The organism is Pantoea sp. ACRSB (genome assembly GCF_022346905.1).
Classification (GTDB): domain Bacteria; phylum Pseudomonadota; class Gammaproteobacteria; order Enterobacterales; family Enterobacteriaceae; genus Pantoea; species Pantoea piersonii.
The window spans coordinates 222,156-242,185 of the sequence record NZ_JAKRNL010000003.1 but is presented as its reverse complement, the minus strand read 5'-3'; the positions used below and the strand labels follow the sequence as shown (position 1 = coordinate 242,185).

Below are 20,030 nucleotides of genomic sequence, written 5' to 3'. Positions count from 1 at the left end.
GTTGCCGGGCCAGCGCGCCCGTGTGCCCCATACGGGCACCAGCAATTGACAGCCGGTCAGCGCGACCGGCTTTTTTATGCGAAACGGGCAGGCCGGAAGCTCTCCAGCATCGGCTGCTTCTCGCCCGTCAGGATCTCCTCCGCCAGCAGCTCGCCCGCAATCAGCGCCAGGGTCGCGCCAGAATGGGTAAAGGCGACAAAGCAGCCCGGCACGCTCTCCAGCTCGCCCAGCACCGGTTCGCCGTCGCCGGGAATCGGTTTTAATCCCAGCTTCCAGCTCGCGGCGCGCAGCGGCTCGCCTTTAATTAGTTTACTGGCCTCGGCGGCAAGCTGCGCCACCACGCTCTCATCAATGGAGTAGCTGCCGTCAGCCTGTTGCTGAATATCCTCTTCGTACCAGTCGTGATCCAGCGCGAACGTCTTGCCCGGATTGGGGCGCACCGCCGCGCGTGGCGTATTCAGCACCGCCTTCATCCCGTGTGCGCTGGGTGCCGTGATCACCAGCATGGAAACGGGCGAACCGTTGGGAATAGTGACGCCGAGCGGCGCGACCACATCCGGCGTGGCGGGGCCGCAGGCGATCAGCACCGCGTCGGCGTGCAGGATATCCCCGCTCGCCAGCCTGATGCCGCTGGCGCGCTGCCCGTCACGCACGACTTCACATTTCCCGGCGTGCTCGACGATCTCGCCGCCCAGCGCGCGCAGCTGATGCGCCAGATGCGCCACCAGGTGCGGCAGGCTGACCCAGCCTTCGCCAGGGTTGAAGATCGCCTCCTGCGCCAGCGCCTCGCCCTCTACCTGTGCATCCGCCTGCGCCAGGCTGTCGCGCGTGACCAGCCGCGAGTCGTAGCCGTGTGCCTTCTCATAGGCATGGCGCGCGCGCGTACCGCTCAGGTCATCCGCCGCCCAGTACAGGCCGCCGTCGAAGCGCAGCCAGTCGCGCGAGGGATCTTCGGCGAACAGCGTGCGGTAGCGATCGATGCCCGCCATGCGCAGCGCGTGATAGGGCGTGGAGCGTTCGCCCGCTGAGTTCAGCCAAGAGAGCGAACGGCCAGAGGCGCCGGAGCAGAGTTCTGCCTCAGTCACCAGCGTGACCGCCGCGCCGCGTTTCGCCAGCTGCAGCGCGCTGGAGACGCCAAGCGCGCCGCCGCCCAGTACCACTACGCGAGGGAGTTGTTCAAAAGCCATGATTCGGTTCCTTGTTCGTTACGAAAGAGAGAAGGCTTACAGCACTTCCGAAAGAAAACGTTGCAGGCGCGGCGACTGGGGCGCGTCAAACAGTGCGGCGGGCGGGCCCGCTTCAACAATCTCCCCTTCGTCCATAAACACCACCTGATCGGCGACCTTGCGGGCGAAGCCCATCTCATGAGTGACCACCACCATGGTCATGCCGCGCCGACAGAGATCGGCCATCAGCGTCAGCACCCCTTTCACCAGTTCGGGATCGAGCGCCGAAGTCGCCTCGTCAAACAGCATCACCTCGGGGTCCATCGCCAGCGCGCGGGCAATCGCCACGCGCTGCTGCTGGCCACCGGAGAGATCGCGCGGGCGGTGATCGGCGCGCTGGCCTAAGCCCACCTCCTCAAGCCGCTGGCGCGCAATCGCCATCGCCTGCGCCTTCGGCAGTCCTTTTACCTTCCAGGGGGCCAGCGCCACGTTCTCCAGCGCGCTGTGGTCGGGAAACAGGTTGAAGTGCTGGAACACCATACCAATACGCAGCCGCAGCGCGTCGGGCTTGTCTTTCAGCACCGAGCGTCCCGCCAGCAGCACGTCGCCCGATTTAGGTTCATGCAGGCGGTTGATGCCGCGCAGCAGGGTCGATTTGCCGGAGCCGGAAGGCCCGATAATGCAGGTGGTGGTGCCGGGTGCGATGCGCAGCGACACGCGACGCAGTACCTCGATCGGGCCGTAGGCCAGCGAGAGATCGCGCAGCTCCAGGCTCGATCCTTTCCAGCTCGCCGCAGCGGGCGGTTCACTCAGTTTCATTGCAACGCTCATTATTGCCCCCGATTGCTGGTTAAGGATGGTGTGGTCAGCGCGCCCTCGGGGCGCTTTAGCACTTCTTCGACCTCTTTCAGGCCGCTCTGCGGCGCGGTGAGGCGACGACGACCGGTGCGGTAGCGCACGTCGATATAGTTCACCGCATGGGTCAGTGGTACGGTAATCACCAGATAGAAAAGCCCTGCCAGCATCAGCGGCGACAGGTTGCCGGTAAGCACCGCCGCGTCCTGTCCGACGCGGAACAGCTCGCGCTGGCCGGTCATCAGGCCGAGCAGGTAGACCAGCGACGAGTCTTTAATAATGGCGATAAACTGGTTCACGATAGCGGGCAGCACGCGGCGGATGCCCTGCGGGATCACTACCTGGCGCATCGCGCGGCCGTAGCTCATGCCCAGCGCGCGGCACGCCTCCATCTGCCCGCGCTCTACGCTCTGAATACCGGCGCGGAAAATCTCGCCCATATAGGCGCTGGCGATCAGGCTGAGAGCGAAAATGCCGAGCGGGTAGGGCGTCGGCCCGAAAAGTTGATAGCTGAAGCGCGCCAGACCCTGCCCAATCAGCAGAATGGTCAGAATCGACGGCAGGCCGCGAAACAGGTCGGTATAAAGACGCGCGGGCAGCCGCAGCCAGCGCGACGGCGAAATGCCCATCAGCGCCAGCAGCAGGCCGAACAGCGTGCCGAGCAGCGTGGCGGCAACAGAGATGATCAGGGTATTGACCAGCCCGGTCGCCAGCAGCTGCGGCAGCACTTCCTTCATTGAGTCGAGATCGAAGAAGGTGCGGGAAAGCATTGTCAGAAGATCCATCGCCGTACTCCATCAGTACGCGTGACGGACGATGCCGTCACTGGTGAAAAGCCGAACGCTCAGCGCTCACGCATTACTGGCCGCCGGGCAGATACTGCTCAGGCATCGGCGAGCCGGGAAACCACTTCTGATAAAGCTGTTTCCAGGTGCCGTCCTGCATGGCGGCTTTGATCGCCTTGTCGAGCGCGGCCTTAAACGCCGGTTTATTTTTGGCGATGGCAACGCCCGCTGGCGCATCGAACGACGGAATATCGGCGGCGGAGATCAGCTTGAAGCGCTCGGCATAGCTTTTGGCGGCTTCATAGTCGAGGAATACCGCGTCCAGCGTGCCGTTGTTCAGCGCGGAGACCGCAGCGTTATTATCGGGAAAGCGCACCACGTCGCTCTGGGTGAAGTGCTGGACGGCGTAGTTCTCCTGCAGCGTGCCCTGAACCACTCCGAGCCGATGCTTCGCCAGCGTCTCAACGTTTTTCACGCCGCTGTCGCTGCGCGTCAGCACCGTGAGGTAGCCCGCCAGATAGCCGGTAGAGAAGTCCACCGTCTTCTCGCGCGCCGGGGTGATGCCGATAGCGGCGACCGCGGCGTCAAACTGACCGTTGGCGACGGCGGGCAGGATGGCGGAGAAATCCTGTCCGACGAAATCCACCTGATCGATGCCCATGCGGTGCGCCACGTTTTTAAAGAACTCCACGTCGAAGCCGGTGAACTGGCCGCTGGCGTCGGTAAAGGTATAGGGTTTAGAGTCGCCCACGCTGGCGATGCGCAGGTGGCCCGGCTCCAGCAGCCCGTAAGGGTTATCGCTGCTGGCCGCCAGCGTGCTGAACGAGAGTGAACAGAGTGCGATTGCGGCGCCGCACAGGGCGCTCAGGTGAATTGGCGATTTCATAGCTCATCCGTTTTTGCAGGTTAAACATCAGAGACAGTCGAGCCGGTAGTAATAGAGTTATGAGACCGGTCTCAACGCAGGTGACGACAAGAGCACAGTTGTTGTGAGACCGGTCTCAAGGCGTTACAATGAGTTTAAGCACAGCCTTTTTTCGACGTCAATCTTCCTGTCATCAACCTGTGATTCGAATTAATTATGACCATTCAAAAAATGCGATCCAAAGCGCCTACCGTTGCTGACGTCGCCCGGGCGGCCAGCGTTTCAAAAGCGCAGGCGGCCAGGGCGCTCGGCGGCTACGGCGCCGTCAGTGAAGAGGTACAGACGCGAGTCAACCGCGCGGCGGCATCGCTGGGCTACCGGCCTAACGAGGTGGCGCGCACCATGAACACCGGGCGATCTAACACCATCGGCGTGATTGTCGGCGATATCGAGAACCCGCATTTTGGTCTGGCTCTGCGCGGCATGGCCGACGTGGCGCGCCAGGCGGGCTTTCATCTGCTGCTGGGCAACAGCGACGAGAAAGGGCAGGCCGAGCAGGATGCGGTGCGGGTAATGCTGGAGAAGCGGGTCGACGGCATTATCGTCGCTCCCAGCCACTCGTCGCGGGAGAAAAACGGCCATCTGTTACAGGTTCTGGAAGAGGGACGTGCGCTCAGGCTGTTCGATCGCGCGGTAATCGATCTCGATGTCGAGGCGATCTGCTGCGATTTCACCGCCGTGGCGCGTGAGGCGACGCAGCAACTGCTGGAGGCGGGACACGAGCGCATCGCCTATATCACCAGCATGGAGCTGGAGGGGGAGTACCGCGAGGCGGCGGACTTTGGTCTGACGCCGGTGGCGCAGCGCGTAGGCGGCATGATGGCGGCTTTTGCCGCCGCCGGTCGTCGCTATGACACCTCGTTAATCCAGGCGAATGCCGGTAGCGACGCGCAGATCGCGCGCATCGTCGAGACGCTGTGGCAGCGCAGCGCGCCGCCGACCGCGCTGATCGCTTCCGACAGCCTGGTCGCCATGTCGCTGCTGCGCGCCGTGGCGCAGCGCGGGCTGCGTATCCCGCAGGATCTCTCGTTCATCATGTACGATAACTTTCCCTGGAGCGAAATCGTCGCGCCGCCGCTGACGGTGGTGGCGCAGCCGGTCTATGAGATGGGCCGCGAAGCGGCGCGACGCCTGATTGCCGACATTCGCGGCGAGCCGGTCGGCCCGCTGCCCGCCTTCAGCGCCGAGCTTATTCCGCGGCACTCTGTCGCCGCGCCCGCTAAGTAGCGGACGGCGCGGCGTCCAGCAGCCGACGGATTTGTCGCGCGCCCGCCTTTAGCTGCGCGGTGCCGGTGTTGCCGTAGCCCAGCACCAGCCCGCGCGGCGGCGCATCGCCAGAGCAGTAGCCGGAGAGCGCGCCAGGGGCGTAACCGGCCTGCCACAGCCGCGCCGCCAGCGCAACGTCGTCGATCTCGTCAGCCAGCCGCAGCACCAGATGCAGGCCGCATTCGCCGCCCAGCAGGCTGGCGCTTTCGCCCAGCGTCTCGCGCAGTGCCTGCCGCAGCGTCTGCTGTCGCTGACGGTAAAGACGGCGCATCTTGCTCAGGTGGCGCGTAAAGTCGCCGCTGGCGATAAAAGCAGCCAGCGCCTGCTGCTCAAGGCGATTGCCGCCGCGCAGTAGCTCATGCAGCGCCGGACGCAGCGTGGTTGCCAGCGCGGCAGGCAGCACCATAAATCCCAGGCGCAGCGCGGGAAACAGCGTTTTGCTGAATGAACCGATATAGATAACCGGCGCGGCGGGCGTCATGCCCTGCATTGCGCCGATCGGTTCGCCAACGTAGCGAAAATCGCCGTCGTAATCATCCTCAATAATCCACGCCTGATGCGCCTGCGCCTGTGCAAGCAGCGCCAGCCTGCGCGCCGCGCTCATCACCGCGCCGGTTGGGTACTGATGGGTTGGCGAACAGTAGATCAGACGCGGCGGAGCGCTCTGCCACAGCCGGACATCGGGCGCTAATCCCTGCTCATCCACCGTAACCGGCTGCACGCGCAGGTTACCGGCCAGCATGGCCGCTTTCGCGCCGCGATAGCCAGGTTCTTCTACCCAGCCGGTATCGCCGGGATTGCTGAGCAGCGTGACGCAGAGCGACAGCGCCTGCTGCGCGCCCTCGGTGATAACGATCTGCTGCGGCTGGCAGCGCACGCCGCGCGTCAGGCTGAGATGCTGCGCCAGCGCAGCGCGCAGCGCCATTTCCCCCAGCGGATCGCCATAGCCCAGCAGGCGCTGCGGCGTGTCGCTCAGCACCCTGCTAAGCGCGCGACGCCAGGCGGCGAAAGGGAAGTGCGTCAGCGCCGGCACGCCGGGGCGCAGCGGCATCTCTTCGCTGCTGTAGCGATGGCCGGAACGCAGCAGCGCCACCCGGTCTGCCACCGGCGCTTCGCTGCCGACGGCGAGAGCAGGCGGGGCGGGCAGCGCAATCGGGCTGACGCGGCTGCCCTGACGATCGCTAATCAGATACCCTTCCGCCTGCAGCTGCATCCAGGCATTGATAACCGTGTTACGCGAAATCCGCAGATCCTGCGCCAGCTGGCGCGTCGCGGGCAGGCGCGTGCCTGCCGGAAGCTGGCCCGTCAGGATCGCGCGCTTCACGCGCAGAAAGAGCTGTTGCTGAAGGGTTTCGCCGTCGCGCAAGGCGAGCGGGGCGGAGAGCAACTGGCTGGTCGGGAAGGGGCGAGCATCAGGCATCATGGATCCATCATTCTCTTTGGCGGTGGCGCTTTTTAGCCTACCAGAAAAGCGGCAATCTCAGGATGACCACAACAAGGAGATGCTATGTCACACACCATTAATGAATATGGCCAGCCGGTGGGCCAGCCAATGCCGGGCTGGCAGCCGCGCCCGCTTCCGCAGCGCGAGACGCTGGAGGGACGCTACTGTCGGCTGGAGCCGCTAAGCCTGGCGCAGCACAGCGACGATCTGTTTGCCGCCTGGGCGCTGGCGCAGGATGGCCGCGACTGGACCTATCTGTTCGCCGGGCCTTTTAACAATCGGGCTGAATGGCTCAGCTATATGCAGCAGATGGAGAACAGCCGCGATCCGCTGCACTTCGCCGTGGTTGACCGCGAAAGCGGGCGCGCAGTGGGCACGCTGGCGCTGATGCGCATCGCGCCGGAGCATGGCGTGATCGAAGTCGGGCACGTCGCCTTTTCGCCGCTGCTGAAACAGACGCGGCAGGCGACCGAAGCCCACTATCTGCTGATGCGCTACGCCTTCGAGCAGCTCGGCTATCGCCGCTATGAGTGGAAATGCGACAGCCTGAACGCGCCTTCGCGCCGCGCCGCCGCAAGGCTGGGCTTTCAGTATGAGGGCGAGTTCCGCCAGGCGATTGTGTATCGCGGCCGCACGCGCGACACCAGCTGGTTCTCGATTATCGACGGCGAGTGGCCGCAGGTGAAAGGTGGCTTTGAGCGCTGGCTGGCCGAGGAGAACTTTGATGCCGGACAGAAGCAGCGGGAGCGGCTGGAGACGCTGCGCCAGAACCTTTAGGTTTTGGCTGTTGCCTGTATAAAATGGCTAAATGCTGACGTTTCATTTTGCTGATGCGTCAGCATTAATAGCAGATTTTTTCTGCGTGAAGCCTGGCGTTATGTAATTTATATTCTCATTTGAGAATGGAGTTTGATTTTTTTATCTGAATATTTTGATTGTGTAAAAAAAGAGAGGTCGCATTCTCGCTGCTGGTAATATTCTCATTTTGGAATGAATAAAGATATATTAAGGCTGCTAAAGGCTGGTGTCTGAAAAGACTTTTTGCTAACGCATTGAATATCATTATTAAATTTACAGCATTATCTTTTTTGTAAGGTTTATGTAATAGAAAGGGTAATAAAATAGCTCTTCAAATCAGGAAAATGAGAGTATATAGTGGCTGAGTGGTTAGCACAGGGAATCACTTAAAGATTATCGTCAGGTGAGGGGTGAATTAATGGAATGCGTTATAAGAATGATTCATTTCAGGCATTATATTTCTATTCAAACAGTAAGGGATGAATAGAATAAATCTCAATGTTAACCCGCCTCAGTGCGTAAAGCCTGTTTTATAAGGGGTTAACGTAACGTTTCTCGTTAAATTGACTACTTAGACAGCACCTTATGGAAAACTATTACCTTATTGATGGTCGCCTCTGTTTTTATCCTGTAACGAACGTCCTTAGACCGCTCGATGACAGTATAGCTGAGGTTGTTTTAAGTAAACCCGCTTCGCGCTGCTTTTTATTACTGATTGAGCGTCAGGGCGAGGTAGTAAGTCATGATGATTTTATTAATGAGGTGTGGGGTAAGAAGGGCATTATCGTCACTAAAAATACCTACTACCAGAGCATATCCATTTTAAGGAAAAGATTAAAAGCGCTCGGTTTTGATGATGATGCTATTGTCACCTTGCCGCGCAAAGGGCTTATGCTGTCAGAAGAGGTAGCGATTATTAAGCAAAGCGACCTCAATCCTGAGTCTGTTGAGGCAGAGGCTGAAGCAAAGGAAGCCAGCGCGCCCGATAGCGACGCAATGACCAGCAGCAGTTTACCTGACGACAATCAACAGGTACTCTCCGATGCCAGCGAAGCCGAAAAGAATAACAGTAAGCCCTGGATCTCAACCGTTAAAGCCAGATATGGCGGCGTGATAATAGCAGTCATCGTTTGTATACTGGTCGTGGCGGCTTATCTGGCTTTGTGAAGGGTTGTGTTCTTTCATATAAATAGCCTCATCTACTTCTTCTTTTAACTGCATGCCTCCGGGCATGTTTCCTGGTGCTTACCTTATCTTCTCCTCCGAAGCAAATTCCCCTCTCTTAACGCAAAGCGTTACAATACCTCTGGTAATAAAAAAATACCTTTAAGCTTCAGGCTTATCTGAAGCTGGTAATGACCTTTTATTATTACCGGAATAACCAGATGGTATTTTTTATTCGCCGATTTTATTTAACTCCCGTTCCGGTTTTATAATCCATGCTGTATTTCTGTTAAGAATGCCTGTGTTTATTTACCTCTTTAATTAAGAAGGCTTTTTTTCTGCCTGCGAGGAGTAAATAAATTCGTTTTCGTTTTGTGAATTTATCGCTTAAATGTTTTATTTTCACTTTTTTTGTATCTCTTCATGACTAAATATAGCCCCCGTTGAAGAGAACGCGTCTTAACAGACGTAATACACTCTGGTTCTGTTCTCTATCAGCCCTATAGAAACTCTTTGTGTAATTAAAATCTGGAGAAAAGAAAAATGGGTAAAACGAAAGTTGCTCTGCTGGCGGCTTCTCTGTTACTGGCGAACGTCGGCGCTCAGGCAGCATCAAGCGTGACTGCTTCAGGCGGCACCATTCACTTTACGGGTAGCCTGGTAAATGCCGCTTGCGCGGTTGCCACTGAATCTGCAGATCAAACTGTAGCTCTGGGTGAATACCGTACCGGCGCTTTCTCTGCGGTTGGCGATAAAACGGCGCTGATTCCTTTTGAAATCGTGCTGAATGAATGTGACACCACTGTCTCTACTGCCGCTACCGTTACCTTCACCGGTCAGACCGATGGGGAAAATAACAAACTCTTTGCGGTTAACTCCTCTTCTAACCAGACCACGGCAACTGGCGTAGGCATTCAGATCCTGGATACCGCTGATAAAGAAGTAACGCCGGGTACCGCAACGTCTTCCTTCACGCTGGCTGACGGCACCAACACGATGCACTACACCGCACGCTATGTTTCAACCAGCGCCACACCAACAGCCGGTGTTGCTAACGCCGACGTCACCTTTGTCGTTAACTACTCATAATTTGACGTTAACGTGAAGTGATCTGAACTAAAGAAGGAGACTAAAAAATGCTTAATCGGACTTTCTCTTTATTCATTTTTTCTGGTCTCCTTCTTTATTGCTCGTTGTGTTCCGCTGATATTGGCATCTATAACAAGGGCAAGGTGAAATTGCGCGGCAATATCATCGAGGGCGCATGCGTTGTGACAGTCAATAACCGGGCTTCAGATGATATTATCGTTGATATGGGGAGTTACAGAAGCGATCAGCTAAAAGAGGTTGGCTTCTATCCTGACAAAGAGTACGTCACGTTCCGGATCTACGTAGGGCAATGTAATATTGACTCAAAAAGAAATATTGAAATCGTTTTTAACGGAGAAACAGCATCTGAAGACAGCACGCTATTCAGGGTTTATACCGACAAAACGCCTTCGGCCCTGAAAGAAGAAAGGGGCAATAAAGAAGTTGGCCTGGGGCTGGCTCTGTTCGACGAGGAATATAATGCGCTTGTTCCTAATAGCGTGCTCAGCAGTTCTAAGTTTCGCGGAAGAGACGGGTTACTGACTTTTCTGGCAAAATATAAAGTAATAAAAAATGAAGTGCGTCCCGGAGAGCTTTTCTCCGAAGTGAATTTCAAGGTTTTTTATCCCTGATAACGCAGAGATTTTAAAATGACACTATTCAGTTCTCCTCTGAGAAGAGGAATGGCTTCGCTTTTTGTTTTTTTAACGCTTGTATTTGCTAACAGCTATTCAGCTGTAGCGGGTGGCGTGCTGCTTGGCGCGACGCGGGTAATTTATTCTCAGGGCGATAAGCAGGCGTCTCTTGCCGTTAAAAATACGGATGAAAAACTTCGCTACCTTATTCAGACATGGGTTGAAGACAAAAACGGTAAAAAGTCATCCGACTTTATTGTTACGCCGCCTTTGTTCGTCAGTAATGCCAAAAGCGAAAATACACTCAGAATCGTCTACGTTGGCGGCGCGCTGCCTGCTGACAGAGAGTCCGTTTACTACCTTAATTCAAAAGCGATACCGGAGTTTGATAAAGACAAGCTTGAAAATAAAAACGTGCTCAAAATGGCGGTGCTGTCGCGTATTAAAATTTTCGTCAGGCCGAAAGAGCTTGCTTTAATGTCAGAGAGCGCCCCCGAAGCGCTGAAGTTCCATTTTGATGGCAGCAAGCTGACCATTGATAACCCAACGCCTTACTACGTTTCGCTTGTTGAGTTTTATGTGGGTGGCAAACAACAGGCAAATACCCTGGTTGCTCCTAAAGGTAAAACAGTTGTTGATATCGGAAAATCAATAAAAAGAGATATCACCTATAAAGCTGTGAACGATTACGGTGCAATAACGAAAAAATATAATGGTGTGCTTTTCTGATACAGGCTTTGCTCGCCATTATTCCAGTGAATACGGATTATTAAAATGAGAAAAGTGAACCGAAAGCTACTCTTTTGGAGCGCGCAATTCATGACGATTTTTTCCGGTTCGTCAGGCGTTCAGGCAGGGATGTATTTTGATCCAGCATTCTTATCGGAAAATGGGAGTACCGTCGCCGATCTTTCACGCTTTACCAGCGGCAAGCAGGCACCAGGCAAATACAGGGTGGATATCTATGTAAACGATCAGTTTATTACCGCCTCTGATATTGAGTTTCGTGACGCCGACAAGGATGTGGTCGCGAAAAGCGATGACAATACCGGGCTTTACCCCTGCCTGAACGCTAAGTGGCTGCGGCGGTTTGGCCTGGATTTTAAGCAGTTCCCGCAATTGCAAAGTCAGGATGGTAATCAGTGTCTCGTCCTGAAAAAACTGATTACCGAGGCAACGGTAAACTTTGATTTCGATAAGCTGAAGCTCAAAATTACCCTTCCCCAGGCGATGCTCAGTAACTCCGCCAAAGGTTATATTCCGCCGGAGGAGTGGGACGAAGGCGTGCCGGCCTCCCTACTCAGCTATACCCTGACGGGGGATCGCTCCAGCAATAGCGAGAGCATCTACCTTGGACTGAATGGCGGCGTGAACTGGGGGCCATGGCGATTAAGGCATAACGGAAGCTATACCCATTCCGAGAGCGACAGCTATACGCGAAACAGATGGAACAGCATCAGCACCTATGCTGAAAGAGCCATTATTCCGCTGAAATCACAGCTGGTGCTGGGGGATACCTCAACAGACGGCAAAATTTTCGACAGCCTCTCTTTCCGCGGTCTCCGGCTTTACTCCTCAGACAGTATGTATCCCAATAGTCAGCAAGGATACGCGCCGACGGTAAGAGGGATTGCGCAAAGCAAGGCCAAAGTGGTGATCAGGCAAAATGGCTACGTTATCTATACCACCTACGTGCAGCCTGGCCCCTTTGTTATTAATGATATTTCGCCTGCGTCATCCAGCGGTGACCTGGTGGTGTCGGTTGAGGAAACCAGCGGAAAAACGCAGACCTTTACCGTTGCCTACTCAACCGTACCGTTCCTGCAGCGCGAGGGACGCGTGGTTTATAACATGAACGTGGGCGAGTATCGCAGCGGCTCATCCAACCGCAGGAAACCGATATTCGCTGAAAGCGCCGCCATGTACGGCATCACGAAAAGCAGCACGCTCTATGGCGGGATGCAGTTTGCGGAACGTTATAGATCAATCGTTGGCGGTATTGCGCAAAATATCGGGCATGTCGGCGCGGTTTCTTTAGACGTGACTCAGGCCTGGAGCAAGCTCGCAGATGATAAAGATTACTCAGGGCAGTCCCTGCGCTTTTTATACGCGAAATCTCTGAACGAATGGGGGACGACCTTCCAGCTGCTGGGATACCGTTACTCAACCAAAAACTTCTATACGCTGGAAGACACCACCTATAAGAACAGCTCAGGCTACGAGTACGACTACTATACGGATGAGAACGGCAATAAGAAGAGGGTGTTAGTTAACTACTACAACACCCGTAACGCCAAAAAAGGGAAGTTTCAGGCCAACATAAATCAGCAGCTTGGCGGTTATGGTTCCGTCTACCTGAGCGCAACGCAGCAGAATTACTGGAATACCGACGAAACTGACTCAACCTGGCAGGCCGGTTTTAGTTCTAACTGGAATGCTCTGAGCTATAGCCTCTCCTGGTCATACAGTAAAAGCCGCGGCACCTCAGAATCGGATCAGGCTATCGCACTGAGTTTGTCTTTGCCGCTGGAGCTGTTAACCAATAATAATAATTACCGGCAGAAGCTGAAAAATATCCACGCCACCTCGACGTTTAGTAATAACTCAGACGGCAAAACCTCGATTCAGACAGGCGTGAGCGGCACTGCGCTCAGCGACGGTCGTCTGCAATACAGCGTTAATCAGGGTTACAGCAACAAAAGTTACTATACCGGCAGCGCCAACCTTAACTATACGAGTGAATATGGCGACGCTGGCCTGGGTTACTCTTATAACCGCAGTTATAAAATGCTCGACTATCGGTTAACCGGTGGCTTCGTTGCGCATCACGACGGCATAACGCTAAGTCAGCCGCTGGGCGATACCAACATATTAATTAAAGCGCCGGGCGCGCAAAGCGTTAAGGTGCAAAATACCACCGGCATTAAAACTGACCTGCGCGGTTATGCGGTAGTGCCTTATTCCACCAGCTACCGAAATAACCGTATCGCGCTGGATACCCGCACCCTGGACGATCATACGGATCTGGACGACAGCGTGGTCAACGTAGTGCCGACCAAGGGCGCGCTGGCGCTGGCAAGCTTTAATGCCAGAGTCGGCTACCGGGCCATCTTCAACTTAGTGACGAAAGATAAAAAGAGCGTTCCTTTTGCCTCTACGGCGCTGGAGAAAGAGAGCAGCGCAACCGGCATTGTTGATGACAACAGCCATGTCTACCTGACCGGTATTGGTGAGAAAGGCACCATCGTGGTGAGCTGGGGTCCAGGCGAGCAGGATAAATGCACCGCCAGCTACACCTTTACCAATGCCCAGTTAAAACAGCCGGTTGTTCAAACCGACGCCGTTTGTCTCCAGTAGACAGGAAGAGTATTTAATGAATAAAAAATATTTTCTCGCACTGCTTATTGTGCTGCTGAATATATGTATCGTTAGCAGAGGTTACGCCGTGAATGAAGGGGCTTGCCAGTTCTCGTCAGGTAATAAGACGAAAGAGCTGGATATCCCCAGCGATATTATCAGCGATGCCACCGTAGGAACGGTGGTAACCAGCACCAGCAAGGATTACGTGGGTGTTAATGCCGTATGCCCTAATACAAGCTGGTACCTGGGGGCAGGAGATGACACTACATATCGTAGCTATCGCACTTCGCTTACCGCGGTTTCAACGGAAGACAGCTATCAGTTTCTTAAGGTGAATGATTACCTTGCTATCGCTGTCTCTATCGTTGATGACTACGCAAAACGTTTTTACCCACCCGCCGAGTATGTGCATATGGGCTGGCACGGTAACGTTAATCAATCTAAAGAATTCCCTGTGCGTGACAGCAACCTGATATATAAGTTTAAGGTGCTGAAAGCCTTTACCGGGACACTGACGATACCTTATACCGAAATATTTAACGTGTATGTCGGCGCGGATATAGGACAATATAATCCGCCAGTGATGAAAAGCGTGGTATACAAAATCGTTATTAACGGCGCGACGATATCGGTGCCGCAGACCTGTACCGTTAATGCCGGAACCACCATCGATTTTGACTTTTCAGATATCAACGCCTCTTCCTTTAGCCGGGCGGGCGCAGGGGTTAAACCCAGCGACGTATCAACGCTGTCTAAGTCATTTAATATTGCATGTACAGATGGCGAGGCGAACGCTACGTTAAAAATAACGCTGCAAACCTCTACCGTCTCAGGCAATACCATTGTTTCTTCCAATCCGGATCTCGGTTTTATTATTACCGATGACCAGGGCAATATTATTGTCCCGAATGATACCACCAGCGCCATTACCACAACCCTGGACAGCACGTCTCAGGCTACCGTAACGATCAAGGCCTATCCGGTCAGCGTAACGGGCAATAAACCTGAAGAGGGCACCTTCTCTGCGACAGCCTATTTACTTGTTGAGTTTGCCTAGAATCGGAGAGAGAAAATATGAAAACACCTTTTTGTTTCAGAGGAACGGCGTGGGCTCTCGCGCTTGCACTCTTTAGCCCCTCTCTGCTGGCTACCAACGCAGGTTCGGTTGAGATCACCCTACACGGCAATATCGTCGCCTCCTCCTGTACTGTAAGCGAAGGGGACGATAACCAGACTATCGTGCTGGGTGACTGGGCAGTAAAAAACTTCACTGACAGCGGAGTACGTTCGCAACCGGTCTACTTTGGCATTGCGCTGACCGATTGCTCTGCGTCTACCGCAGAGCTGACCTTTAGCGGTTCGCAGGACAGCAGTTCGGCAGAATTACTGGCGTTAGACAGCGACAGCACAGCGGAAAATATCGCGATCGAGATCCTTGATGCGGATAAAAACCGCGTGCCGCTTAACCAGACCGTCTCAACGACTATCGATAGCGACGGCACTGCCGCCTATACCTTTTACGCCAACTATATCTCTACCGGCACCGTCAGCGCAGGAACGGCGAATGGAACCTTAACCTTTACCATTAACTATTCCTGACTTAACTCTGCGGCTGCACGATTTTAATCTCGACCATCCCGATACCCAGCCGACGCGGATCCTGGCCGGTAATATTGCCCAGATTGCTCTGCTGCGGCTGCGGCGGCGCAATCGTCAAGGTATGCTCCCCCGTCGGGTTGCTAAAGTGCAGGGTGGTGGTGGAGAGTTCCTCGCCCAGCGTTAGCTGCTGCTGCTGATCGCCGACGCGTACCGGAATCGGCTGGTGCGCGTTAGGCCCGAAGGCGCGCGCGGTGATCACCAAGTCGAAGCGCGCGGGCAGCGGATCGACATATTCAATGTTAACTTCCGGCGCCAGGTTGGCGTTAGACCAGCGGCCCCAGTTCTCCCAGCGCGAGATGCCGCTAAAGCGCTTCACGCTGGCTGGCGCGCCCGGTACAGCGAAGAGAAAGCGGTCAGCATCGTAGCGAATATCGTTATCCTCAACGCGGAGCAGCGCTTCATTACGCTAATAGTTCGCCGCGCTCAGCGTCTCCTCAGGGAATTTCGCCTGGCCTTTCCACTGCGCTTTGTCGATACGCGTCACGCTCGGCTGGCCGCCGAGCCGCCCCATCGCTACGCAGAAATCGGTGGAGAGCGCCAGCTCAGGTTTCCACAGTCGCGCCATACGGAAACAGCGATCGACCCAGACAAACTTTTCGCTGGCGGTGAAGTCCGCCAGCTGGTAGCGCAGCGGCGCGGAATATTCTCCTTCCGGCAGCGGCTCGACGTGGCCGCTGGCGACGCGGAACAGGATCGGCAGTTTGAACGTTGCGCCGGAGAAGCTAAAGCTGTTTTTCGTCTGGTCGATGACGAAGCGGTCGAGCTTTTTCGGGAAATTCCACAGCTGGATAATATCCGCCTTCCAGCGGCTGATATAACTCTGGAAATCGGTAAAGCGGCCGGTCAGCGTCGCGCCCGCCAGGCTGCTGCGGCCAAGACCAATCGCCTTATCGCCGCCGAGAATGTCCAGCACCGTCGCGCCGTTATCCAGCGTGCTGCGCGGCCGGTCGATCACCTCCGCCTGCGGCCGATCGCCGCGGATCACCATAAAAAGATCGCGGCGCGGCTGCTTGATCAAATAGGGGTGAGCGGTGTTATTCATCGCCAGATGATCCGAGGTCACGACGATAACGGTGTTTTTAAAGTATGGAGAGGCCTTGATGCGCGCAATCAGCCGCGCCACATGCTCCTGCGAGCAGGCTACCGCGCTGAAAGACTGGTTGGGCTTGCCTGCGTAGCTGTAGCTTTTGCGCTGGCAGCTCCGTGAAATAAAGCCGTCGGGATGGTGGGTGTCCACGGTCAGGGCGAACAGGGCGAAGCGTTTCTGCTGGCGCGACAGCGCCTCATATTGCTCATACACTTCATCCATTACCGTATCGTCGTAGTAGCCCCAGTTGTTGCGGTAGGCGGGATCGGCAACGCGATCTTTCAGCTCTTGCGATCCGTACATATGAGCGGGATCGAAGCCGTGTGATTTCAGAAAGAGATCTTTACCGGCAAAGCGCAGATCCGCGCCCTGAATAAACCAGTTTTCATAGCCGGAATTTTTCAGAATATCGCCGAGGCAGATGTTCTGCGGATAGAAGCTGGAAAGCGCGGCGGAGGCGTTGCCGTCGAAAGGCGCGAACAGCGGAATGCCGCACTGCGAGGCCACCATACCGGCAATGGTGTAATCGGTGCCGGGCAGCTGTACGGTCTCGCTGAAATCCAGGCTCTGCGCTTTTTCCCGTCCCAGCTCTGGCGTCAGATCGGGAAATGCCTGGTTGTCGAAGTAGGTGCGCTCCAGGCTTTCGCCGTAGATATAGACCAGGTTGAGATGAGGGTTGTTGATGACCTTCTGCGGCACTTTATAGTAGTCGTCGAAGTCGGAGTCAGCGGGGCGGGTGTGCGAGGCGACCAGGCTGGCGACCTGGCGAAACGCAGGCGTGGTCTGCACCGATCCGGCGGCGCAGGCGACCGCCAGCAGGCTCCAGCCGAGATGGTGCGGCCGCTCATGGCGGCGCAGCAGCCAGGTCAGCAGGCAGATCAGCAAAAAGAGCAGCAGCAGCAGCGCAAGAGCAGGCACCACATATTTGCTGACGCCCGCGCCGGTCAGGCTGTTAGTCAGCGTATAAAGCACCGCATCATTGATGCCGTCCCCGGTGAAGTAGTTGCTGGCGAAAAGAGTGGCGTTGAGCAGTACAAACAGCACCAGCAGAAGCAGCACAAAGGAGAACCAGAGTTTATTTCGTCCGGCTTTCCAGGAGTAAACGGCAATGGCAGCCAGGAACAGCGCCACTGAGACACATTCGGACAACGTCAAATCCTCTTTTAAAGTGAATTAGCGCTTCCTGCGCAGACCGCGATGAGCACGAATAGATTTTCGTCAATCTATAATGGCTGTCATAGCTCTGCAACATATGCCGCCCGAATTGTGCAGTGGGTAATCTTTCAAGGACAAAAAAGGACGACAGCCGCCTGGCTGCCGTCGATAGCGGGGGGAAAACTGCGTGGAATCAAAGCCGACCGGTAAGGTATTGCGCTTCGCCGTCAGCGAAGCTCCAGTCGCCTTTGTCGTTAGTGATAAAGCTGATCATCAGATCGTTGCCCTGCACGCCGCTGCTTTCGCGCAGCTCGCGCGCCAGCTCCGCCATAAAGTGCTGCTTTTGCTCGGCGCTGCGCGGGCTGGTATAGACGCGCACCATCACCAGATTGTCGCTACGCTGGAAGCCGAGGCCGGTATCCTGAAAAACCATCTGATAACCTTTGTTTTCGTGAACAATCTGATAGCGGTCGCGCTCCGGCACCTTAAAGGCGGTCAGCACCGCGCGATGCGCCGCGTCCAGCAGCGTGCGCAGTTCTGACTCTGAACGACCTTGTATCACATCGAATTGCAGTAATGGCATCGCTATTTCTCCTGTTGAACGCGTAATTTTTGTATGCTCTGGTGACTATCCTGGCGTTTCTGCGGGCAAAGAAAAAGCGCGCTCGCTGAACTGATTATTCAATATTGTGAACAATCCAACATGAAAGAGATGAAAACGGACGCGCTCTGGATGCATCTGCACTGGCTGCTGGTACTGGCGGAGCAGGGCAGCTTTACCCGCGCGGCGGAGCGGCTTGACGTCAGCAAAGCGGCGATGAGCCAGAAGATCAAAGAGCTGGAGCAGGCGGCGGGGACGGCGCTGGTGCAGCGCACTACGCGCAGCGTTCGGCTGACGGCGGCAGGGGAAAAGCTGGTGGAAGAGCTGCGAGACCCTTTCGCGCGTATCGAGCAGAGCTTTTTCGGCGTGCGCGACGCCGCCGGGCCGGTGCGCGGTCTGGTCAGGGTTACCGCGCCGGTGGCCTTTGCCCACCAGCAGCTGGTGCCGATCGTCGGGGATTTTCTGCGCGCTTACCCGCAGATTCGACTGCAGCTCGACGTGACGGACCGCATCGTCTCGCTCAGCAGTGAAGGGTTCGACCTGGCGATTCGCCACAGCAGCGCGCTGCCGGAAACTCACGTCGCGCTGCCGCTGTGCGACACGCCCACCCTGCTGGTGGCCTCGCCGGACTACCTTGCGGCACACGGCGCGCCGCAGACTCCGCATCAGCTGGCGCAGCACAACTGCTTATACTATCCGCGCGGCGTAGAAACCCCGCGCTGGACCTTCGCCGACGCGGAGCAGGAAGAAAGGGTGCAGGTGCGGGTGCAGGGCAGCTTCGCCACCAACAACAGCGAGTCGATTCGCGATGCGGCGCTCCAGGGGCTGGGCATCGCCATGCTGCCGGACTTCAGCGCCAGCGAGGCGCTCGCCACCGGCGCGCTAAAGCAGGTATTGCCGCGCTGGCGAGCCGTTGAGGCGTTTGCAGAGAAGCTGTGGATCGTCAGGCCTTACGCCGCGCAGGTGCCGCGCGCGGTAACGACCTTTACGCACTGGCTACGCGCGCGCTTTGTCGGTGCCTGAAGGCAACGCCAGCGTCGGGCGCGCGGGTGTCAGCATCATCTCGCCCAGCAGGCTGGCGCGGTTATAGAGGCCAAGACGCAGGTTAAAATCGAGATGCAGCCGTTCGTCGCCGCTCAGCCTGATTACCGGCGGCGGCGTTTGCGGCCGCTGATGGAACAGCACCGAACAGGCGAACGCATCGCTGTTGCCGGCGTGCAGCCGCTGATAAAACCAGGCGTTGGCCTCCGCTTTGCGTAAATGGAGATTCACGCGGCGATACTCTTTAACCGCCACCTGCTGCGCCAGCGATAATAGCGCCTGCGCTGGGTGATGGATTTTCTGCACGATAAGCGGATAGTCGTCGCGCTTTTTCAGCTCGTTAATATAGTTCTGCGCGCCGAGATTTTTAATCGGCGCCAGCTGCTTCAGCCATTCGCGAATAAAGGCGTTGCCAGGCGCGGCGGCGATAAACCAGCTTTCGATAACCGGCGACAGAAAATTAAGCGTGCAGCTTTCGCGATAATAGCCAATAACGTCCATCGGCTTATCCTGCTGCGTCTGATGTACCCAGTCGAGCTTCTCAAATAACAGCGTGCCGCAGTCGATACCGATGCCGCCGAAGCGGTGGAGCAGCTCCAGCCGGATAATTTCGCTTTTATGCCTCGGCGTCAGGTCGGCAGAAATAAACTCTATATCCGGCAGCCACTGCGCCAGCGTGCTCTGCGTGACCAGATGCAGCGTGTGGTCGGGATTATCCTGACGCAGCTGATTGATATTCAGGCGCAGAGAGAGCGGCAGCTGATCGTCATGCCAGTACATCCAGATGGTTTTCGGGATCTCCGCAGGGGCCTTCTCCGCCGACAGGATCACCAGGTTCTCCTCCTGGCTGGCGTCATATTCCGGCGCGGTAAGGGCGCTGTGCTTTTTCTTCTGCCACAGCATTTGACTGCTGAAAGAGACGCGTTTCCAGTTGCGCCAGAGCGTATGTGCAGGATGTCGACGGTGTTGATTCATGATGCACCTGTTATTGTGATGACTG

At 56.2% G+C, this 20,030-nt stretch carries 17 protein-coding genes and 1 pseudogene; 10 read left to right on the top strand and 8 right to left on the bottom strand.

The window, feature by feature from the left end; translation table 11 throughout:
- Positions 1 to 74 precede the first annotated feature (74 nt).
- From MHZ89_RS11970 to MHZ89_RS11955, 4 genes are all read right to left on the bottom strand, one after another.
- Positions 75 to 1,187, bottom strand: a complete 1,113-nt coding sequence (locus tag MHZ89_RS11970; protein ID WP_311783175.1) for an FAD-binding oxidoreductase — start codon at positions 1,185 to 1,187, stop codon at positions 75 to 77.
- Positions 1,188 to 1,223: 36 nt separating this feature from the next.
- Positions 1,224 to 1,985 (bottom strand): amino acid ABC transporter ATP-binding protein, encoded by a 762-nt coding sequence (locus MHZ89_RS11965; RefSeq protein WP_158591253.1) that lies wholly within the window; start codon positions 1,983 to 1,985, stop codon positions 1,224 to 1,226.
- Positions 1,986 to 1,996: 11 nt separating this feature from the next.
- Entirely contained in the window at positions 1,997 to 2,806 is an 810-nt protein-coding gene (locus tag MHZ89_RS11960) for an amino acid ABC transporter permease (RefSeq protein WP_126689067.1), read from the bottom strand.
- Positions 2,807 to 2,879: 73 nt separating this feature from the next.
- A complete protein-coding gene (locus MHZ89_RS11955) occupies positions 2,880 to 3,692 on the bottom strand; it encodes an ABC transporter substrate-binding protein (protein ID WP_120455537.1) in 813 nt (270 codons plus the stop codon).
- 195 nt (positions 3,693 to 3,887) lie between these two features.
- On the opposite strand from MHZ89_RS11955, the gene MHZ89_RS11950 reads away from it, so the two are divergent.
- The gene (locus tag MHZ89_RS11950; protein WP_311783174.1) at positions 3,888 to 4,958 is read left to right on the top strand and encodes a LacI family DNA-binding transcriptional regulator; all 1,071 of its coding nucleotides are present in this window, start codon (positions 3,888 to 3,890) and stop codon (positions 4,956 to 4,958) included.
- Here MHZ89_RS11950 and MHZ89_RS11945 read toward each other — a convergent pair.
- Positions 4,951 to 6,420: a PLP-dependent aminotransferase family protein gene (locus MHZ89_RS11945; RefSeq protein ID WP_311783173.1), complete on the bottom strand. Its 1,470-nt coding sequence runs from the start codon at positions 6,418 to 6,420 to the stop codon at positions 4,951 to 4,953. The two genes, MHZ89_RS11950 and MHZ89_RS11945, sit on opposite strands and share 8 nt — an antisense overlap.
- Before the next feature lie 84 nt (positions 6,421 to 6,504).
- Here MHZ89_RS11945 and MHZ89_RS11940 point away from each other — a divergent pair, with 84 nt between their 5' ends.
- The 8 genes from MHZ89_RS11940 (at position 6,505) to MHZ89_RS11905 (ending at position 15,086) form a co-directional block, all read left to right on the top strand.
- Positions 6,505 to 7,218, top strand: coding sequence for a GNAT family protein (locus MHZ89_RS11940; RefSeq protein ID WP_311783172.1), 714 nt, complete (start codon positions 6,505 to 6,507; stop codon positions 7,216 to 7,218).
- A 606-nt stretch (positions 7,219 to 7,824) separates the two neighbouring features.
- Positions 7,825 to 8,406, top strand: a complete 582-nt coding sequence (locus MHZ89_RS11935) for a winged helix-turn-helix domain-containing protein (RefSeq protein ID WP_311783171.1) — start codon at positions 7,825 to 7,827, stop codon at positions 8,404 to 8,406.
- A gap of 540 nt (positions 8,407 to 8,946) precedes the next feature.
- On the top strand, positions 8,947 to 9,492 hold the full coding sequence (gene fimA / locus MHZ89_RS11930) for a type 1 fimbrial major subunit FimA (protein WP_311783170.1): 546 nt from the start codon (positions 8,947 to 8,949) through the stop codon (positions 9,490 to 9,492).
- A gap of 47 nt (positions 9,493 to 9,539) precedes the next feature.
- Positions 9,540 to 10,124, top strand: a complete 585-nt coding sequence (locus MHZ89_RS11925; protein ID WP_311783169.1) for a fimbrial protein — start codon at positions 9,540 to 9,542, stop codon at positions 10,122 to 10,124.
- Between the two features lie 51 nt (positions 10,125 to 10,175).
- The gene (locus MHZ89_RS11920) at positions 10,176 to 10,856 is read left to right on the top strand and encodes a fimbria/pilus periplasmic chaperone (protein WP_311783168.1); all 681 of its coding nucleotides are present in this window, start codon (positions 10,176 to 10,178) and stop codon (positions 10,854 to 10,856) included.
- A gap of 129 nt (positions 10,857 to 10,985) precedes the next feature.
- Positions 10,986 to 13,484 (top strand): outer membrane usher protein FimD, encoded by a 2,499-nt coding sequence (fimD, locus tag MHZ89_RS11915; RefSeq protein WP_311783167.1) that lies wholly within the window; start codon positions 10,986 to 10,988, stop codon positions 13,482 to 13,484.
- A 16-nt stretch (positions 13,485 to 13,500) separates the two neighbouring features.
- The gene (locus MHZ89_RS11910) at positions 13,501 to 14,544 is read left to right on the top strand and encodes a fimbrial protein (protein WP_311783166.1); all 1,044 of its coding nucleotides are present in this window, start codon (positions 13,501 to 13,503) and stop codon (positions 14,542 to 14,544) included.
- A gap of 17 nt (positions 14,545 to 14,561) precedes the next feature.
- On the top strand, positions 14,562 to 15,086 hold the full coding sequence (locus MHZ89_RS11905; protein ID WP_311783165.1) for a fimbrial protein: 525 nt from the start codon (positions 14,562 to 14,564) through the stop codon (positions 15,084 to 15,086).
- 1 nt (position 15,087) lies between these two features.
- On the opposite strand, the pseudogene opgB reads toward MHZ89_RS11905, so the two are convergent.
- Together opgB and MHZ89_RS11895 are read right to left on the bottom strand one after the other, a co-directional pair.
- Positions 15,088 to 17,382, bottom strand: a pseudogene (gene opgB, locus MHZ89_RS11900) (phosphatidylglycerol--membrane-oligosaccharide glycerophosphotransferase).
- A 199-nt stretch (positions 17,383 to 17,581) separates the two neighbouring features.
- The gene (locus tag MHZ89_RS11895; protein ID WP_120455558.1) at positions 17,582 to 17,971 is read right to left on the bottom strand and encodes a tautomerase family protein; all 390 of its coding nucleotides are present in this window, start codon (positions 17,969 to 17,971) and stop codon (positions 17,582 to 17,584) included.
- 120 nt (positions 17,972 to 18,091) lie between these two features.
- On the opposite strand from MHZ89_RS11895, the gene MHZ89_RS11890 reads away from it, so the two are divergent.
- On the top strand, positions 18,092 to 19,012 hold the full coding sequence (locus MHZ89_RS11890; protein WP_311783164.1) for a LysR family transcriptional regulator: 921 nt from the start codon (positions 18,092 to 18,094) through the stop codon (positions 19,010 to 19,012).
- Here MHZ89_RS11890 and MHZ89_RS11885 read toward each other — a convergent pair.
- Positions 18,986 to 20,005 carry a capsular polysaccharide synthesis protein gene (locus MHZ89_RS11885; protein ID WP_311783163.1) on the bottom strand — a complete coding sequence of 340 codons (1,020 nt, stop codon included), beginning with the start codon at positions 20,003 to 20,005 and terminating at the stop codon, positions 18,986 to 18,988. The two genes, MHZ89_RS11890 and MHZ89_RS11885, sit on opposite strands and share 27 nt — an antisense overlap.
- Positions 20,006 to 20,030: the final 25 nt, after the last annotated feature.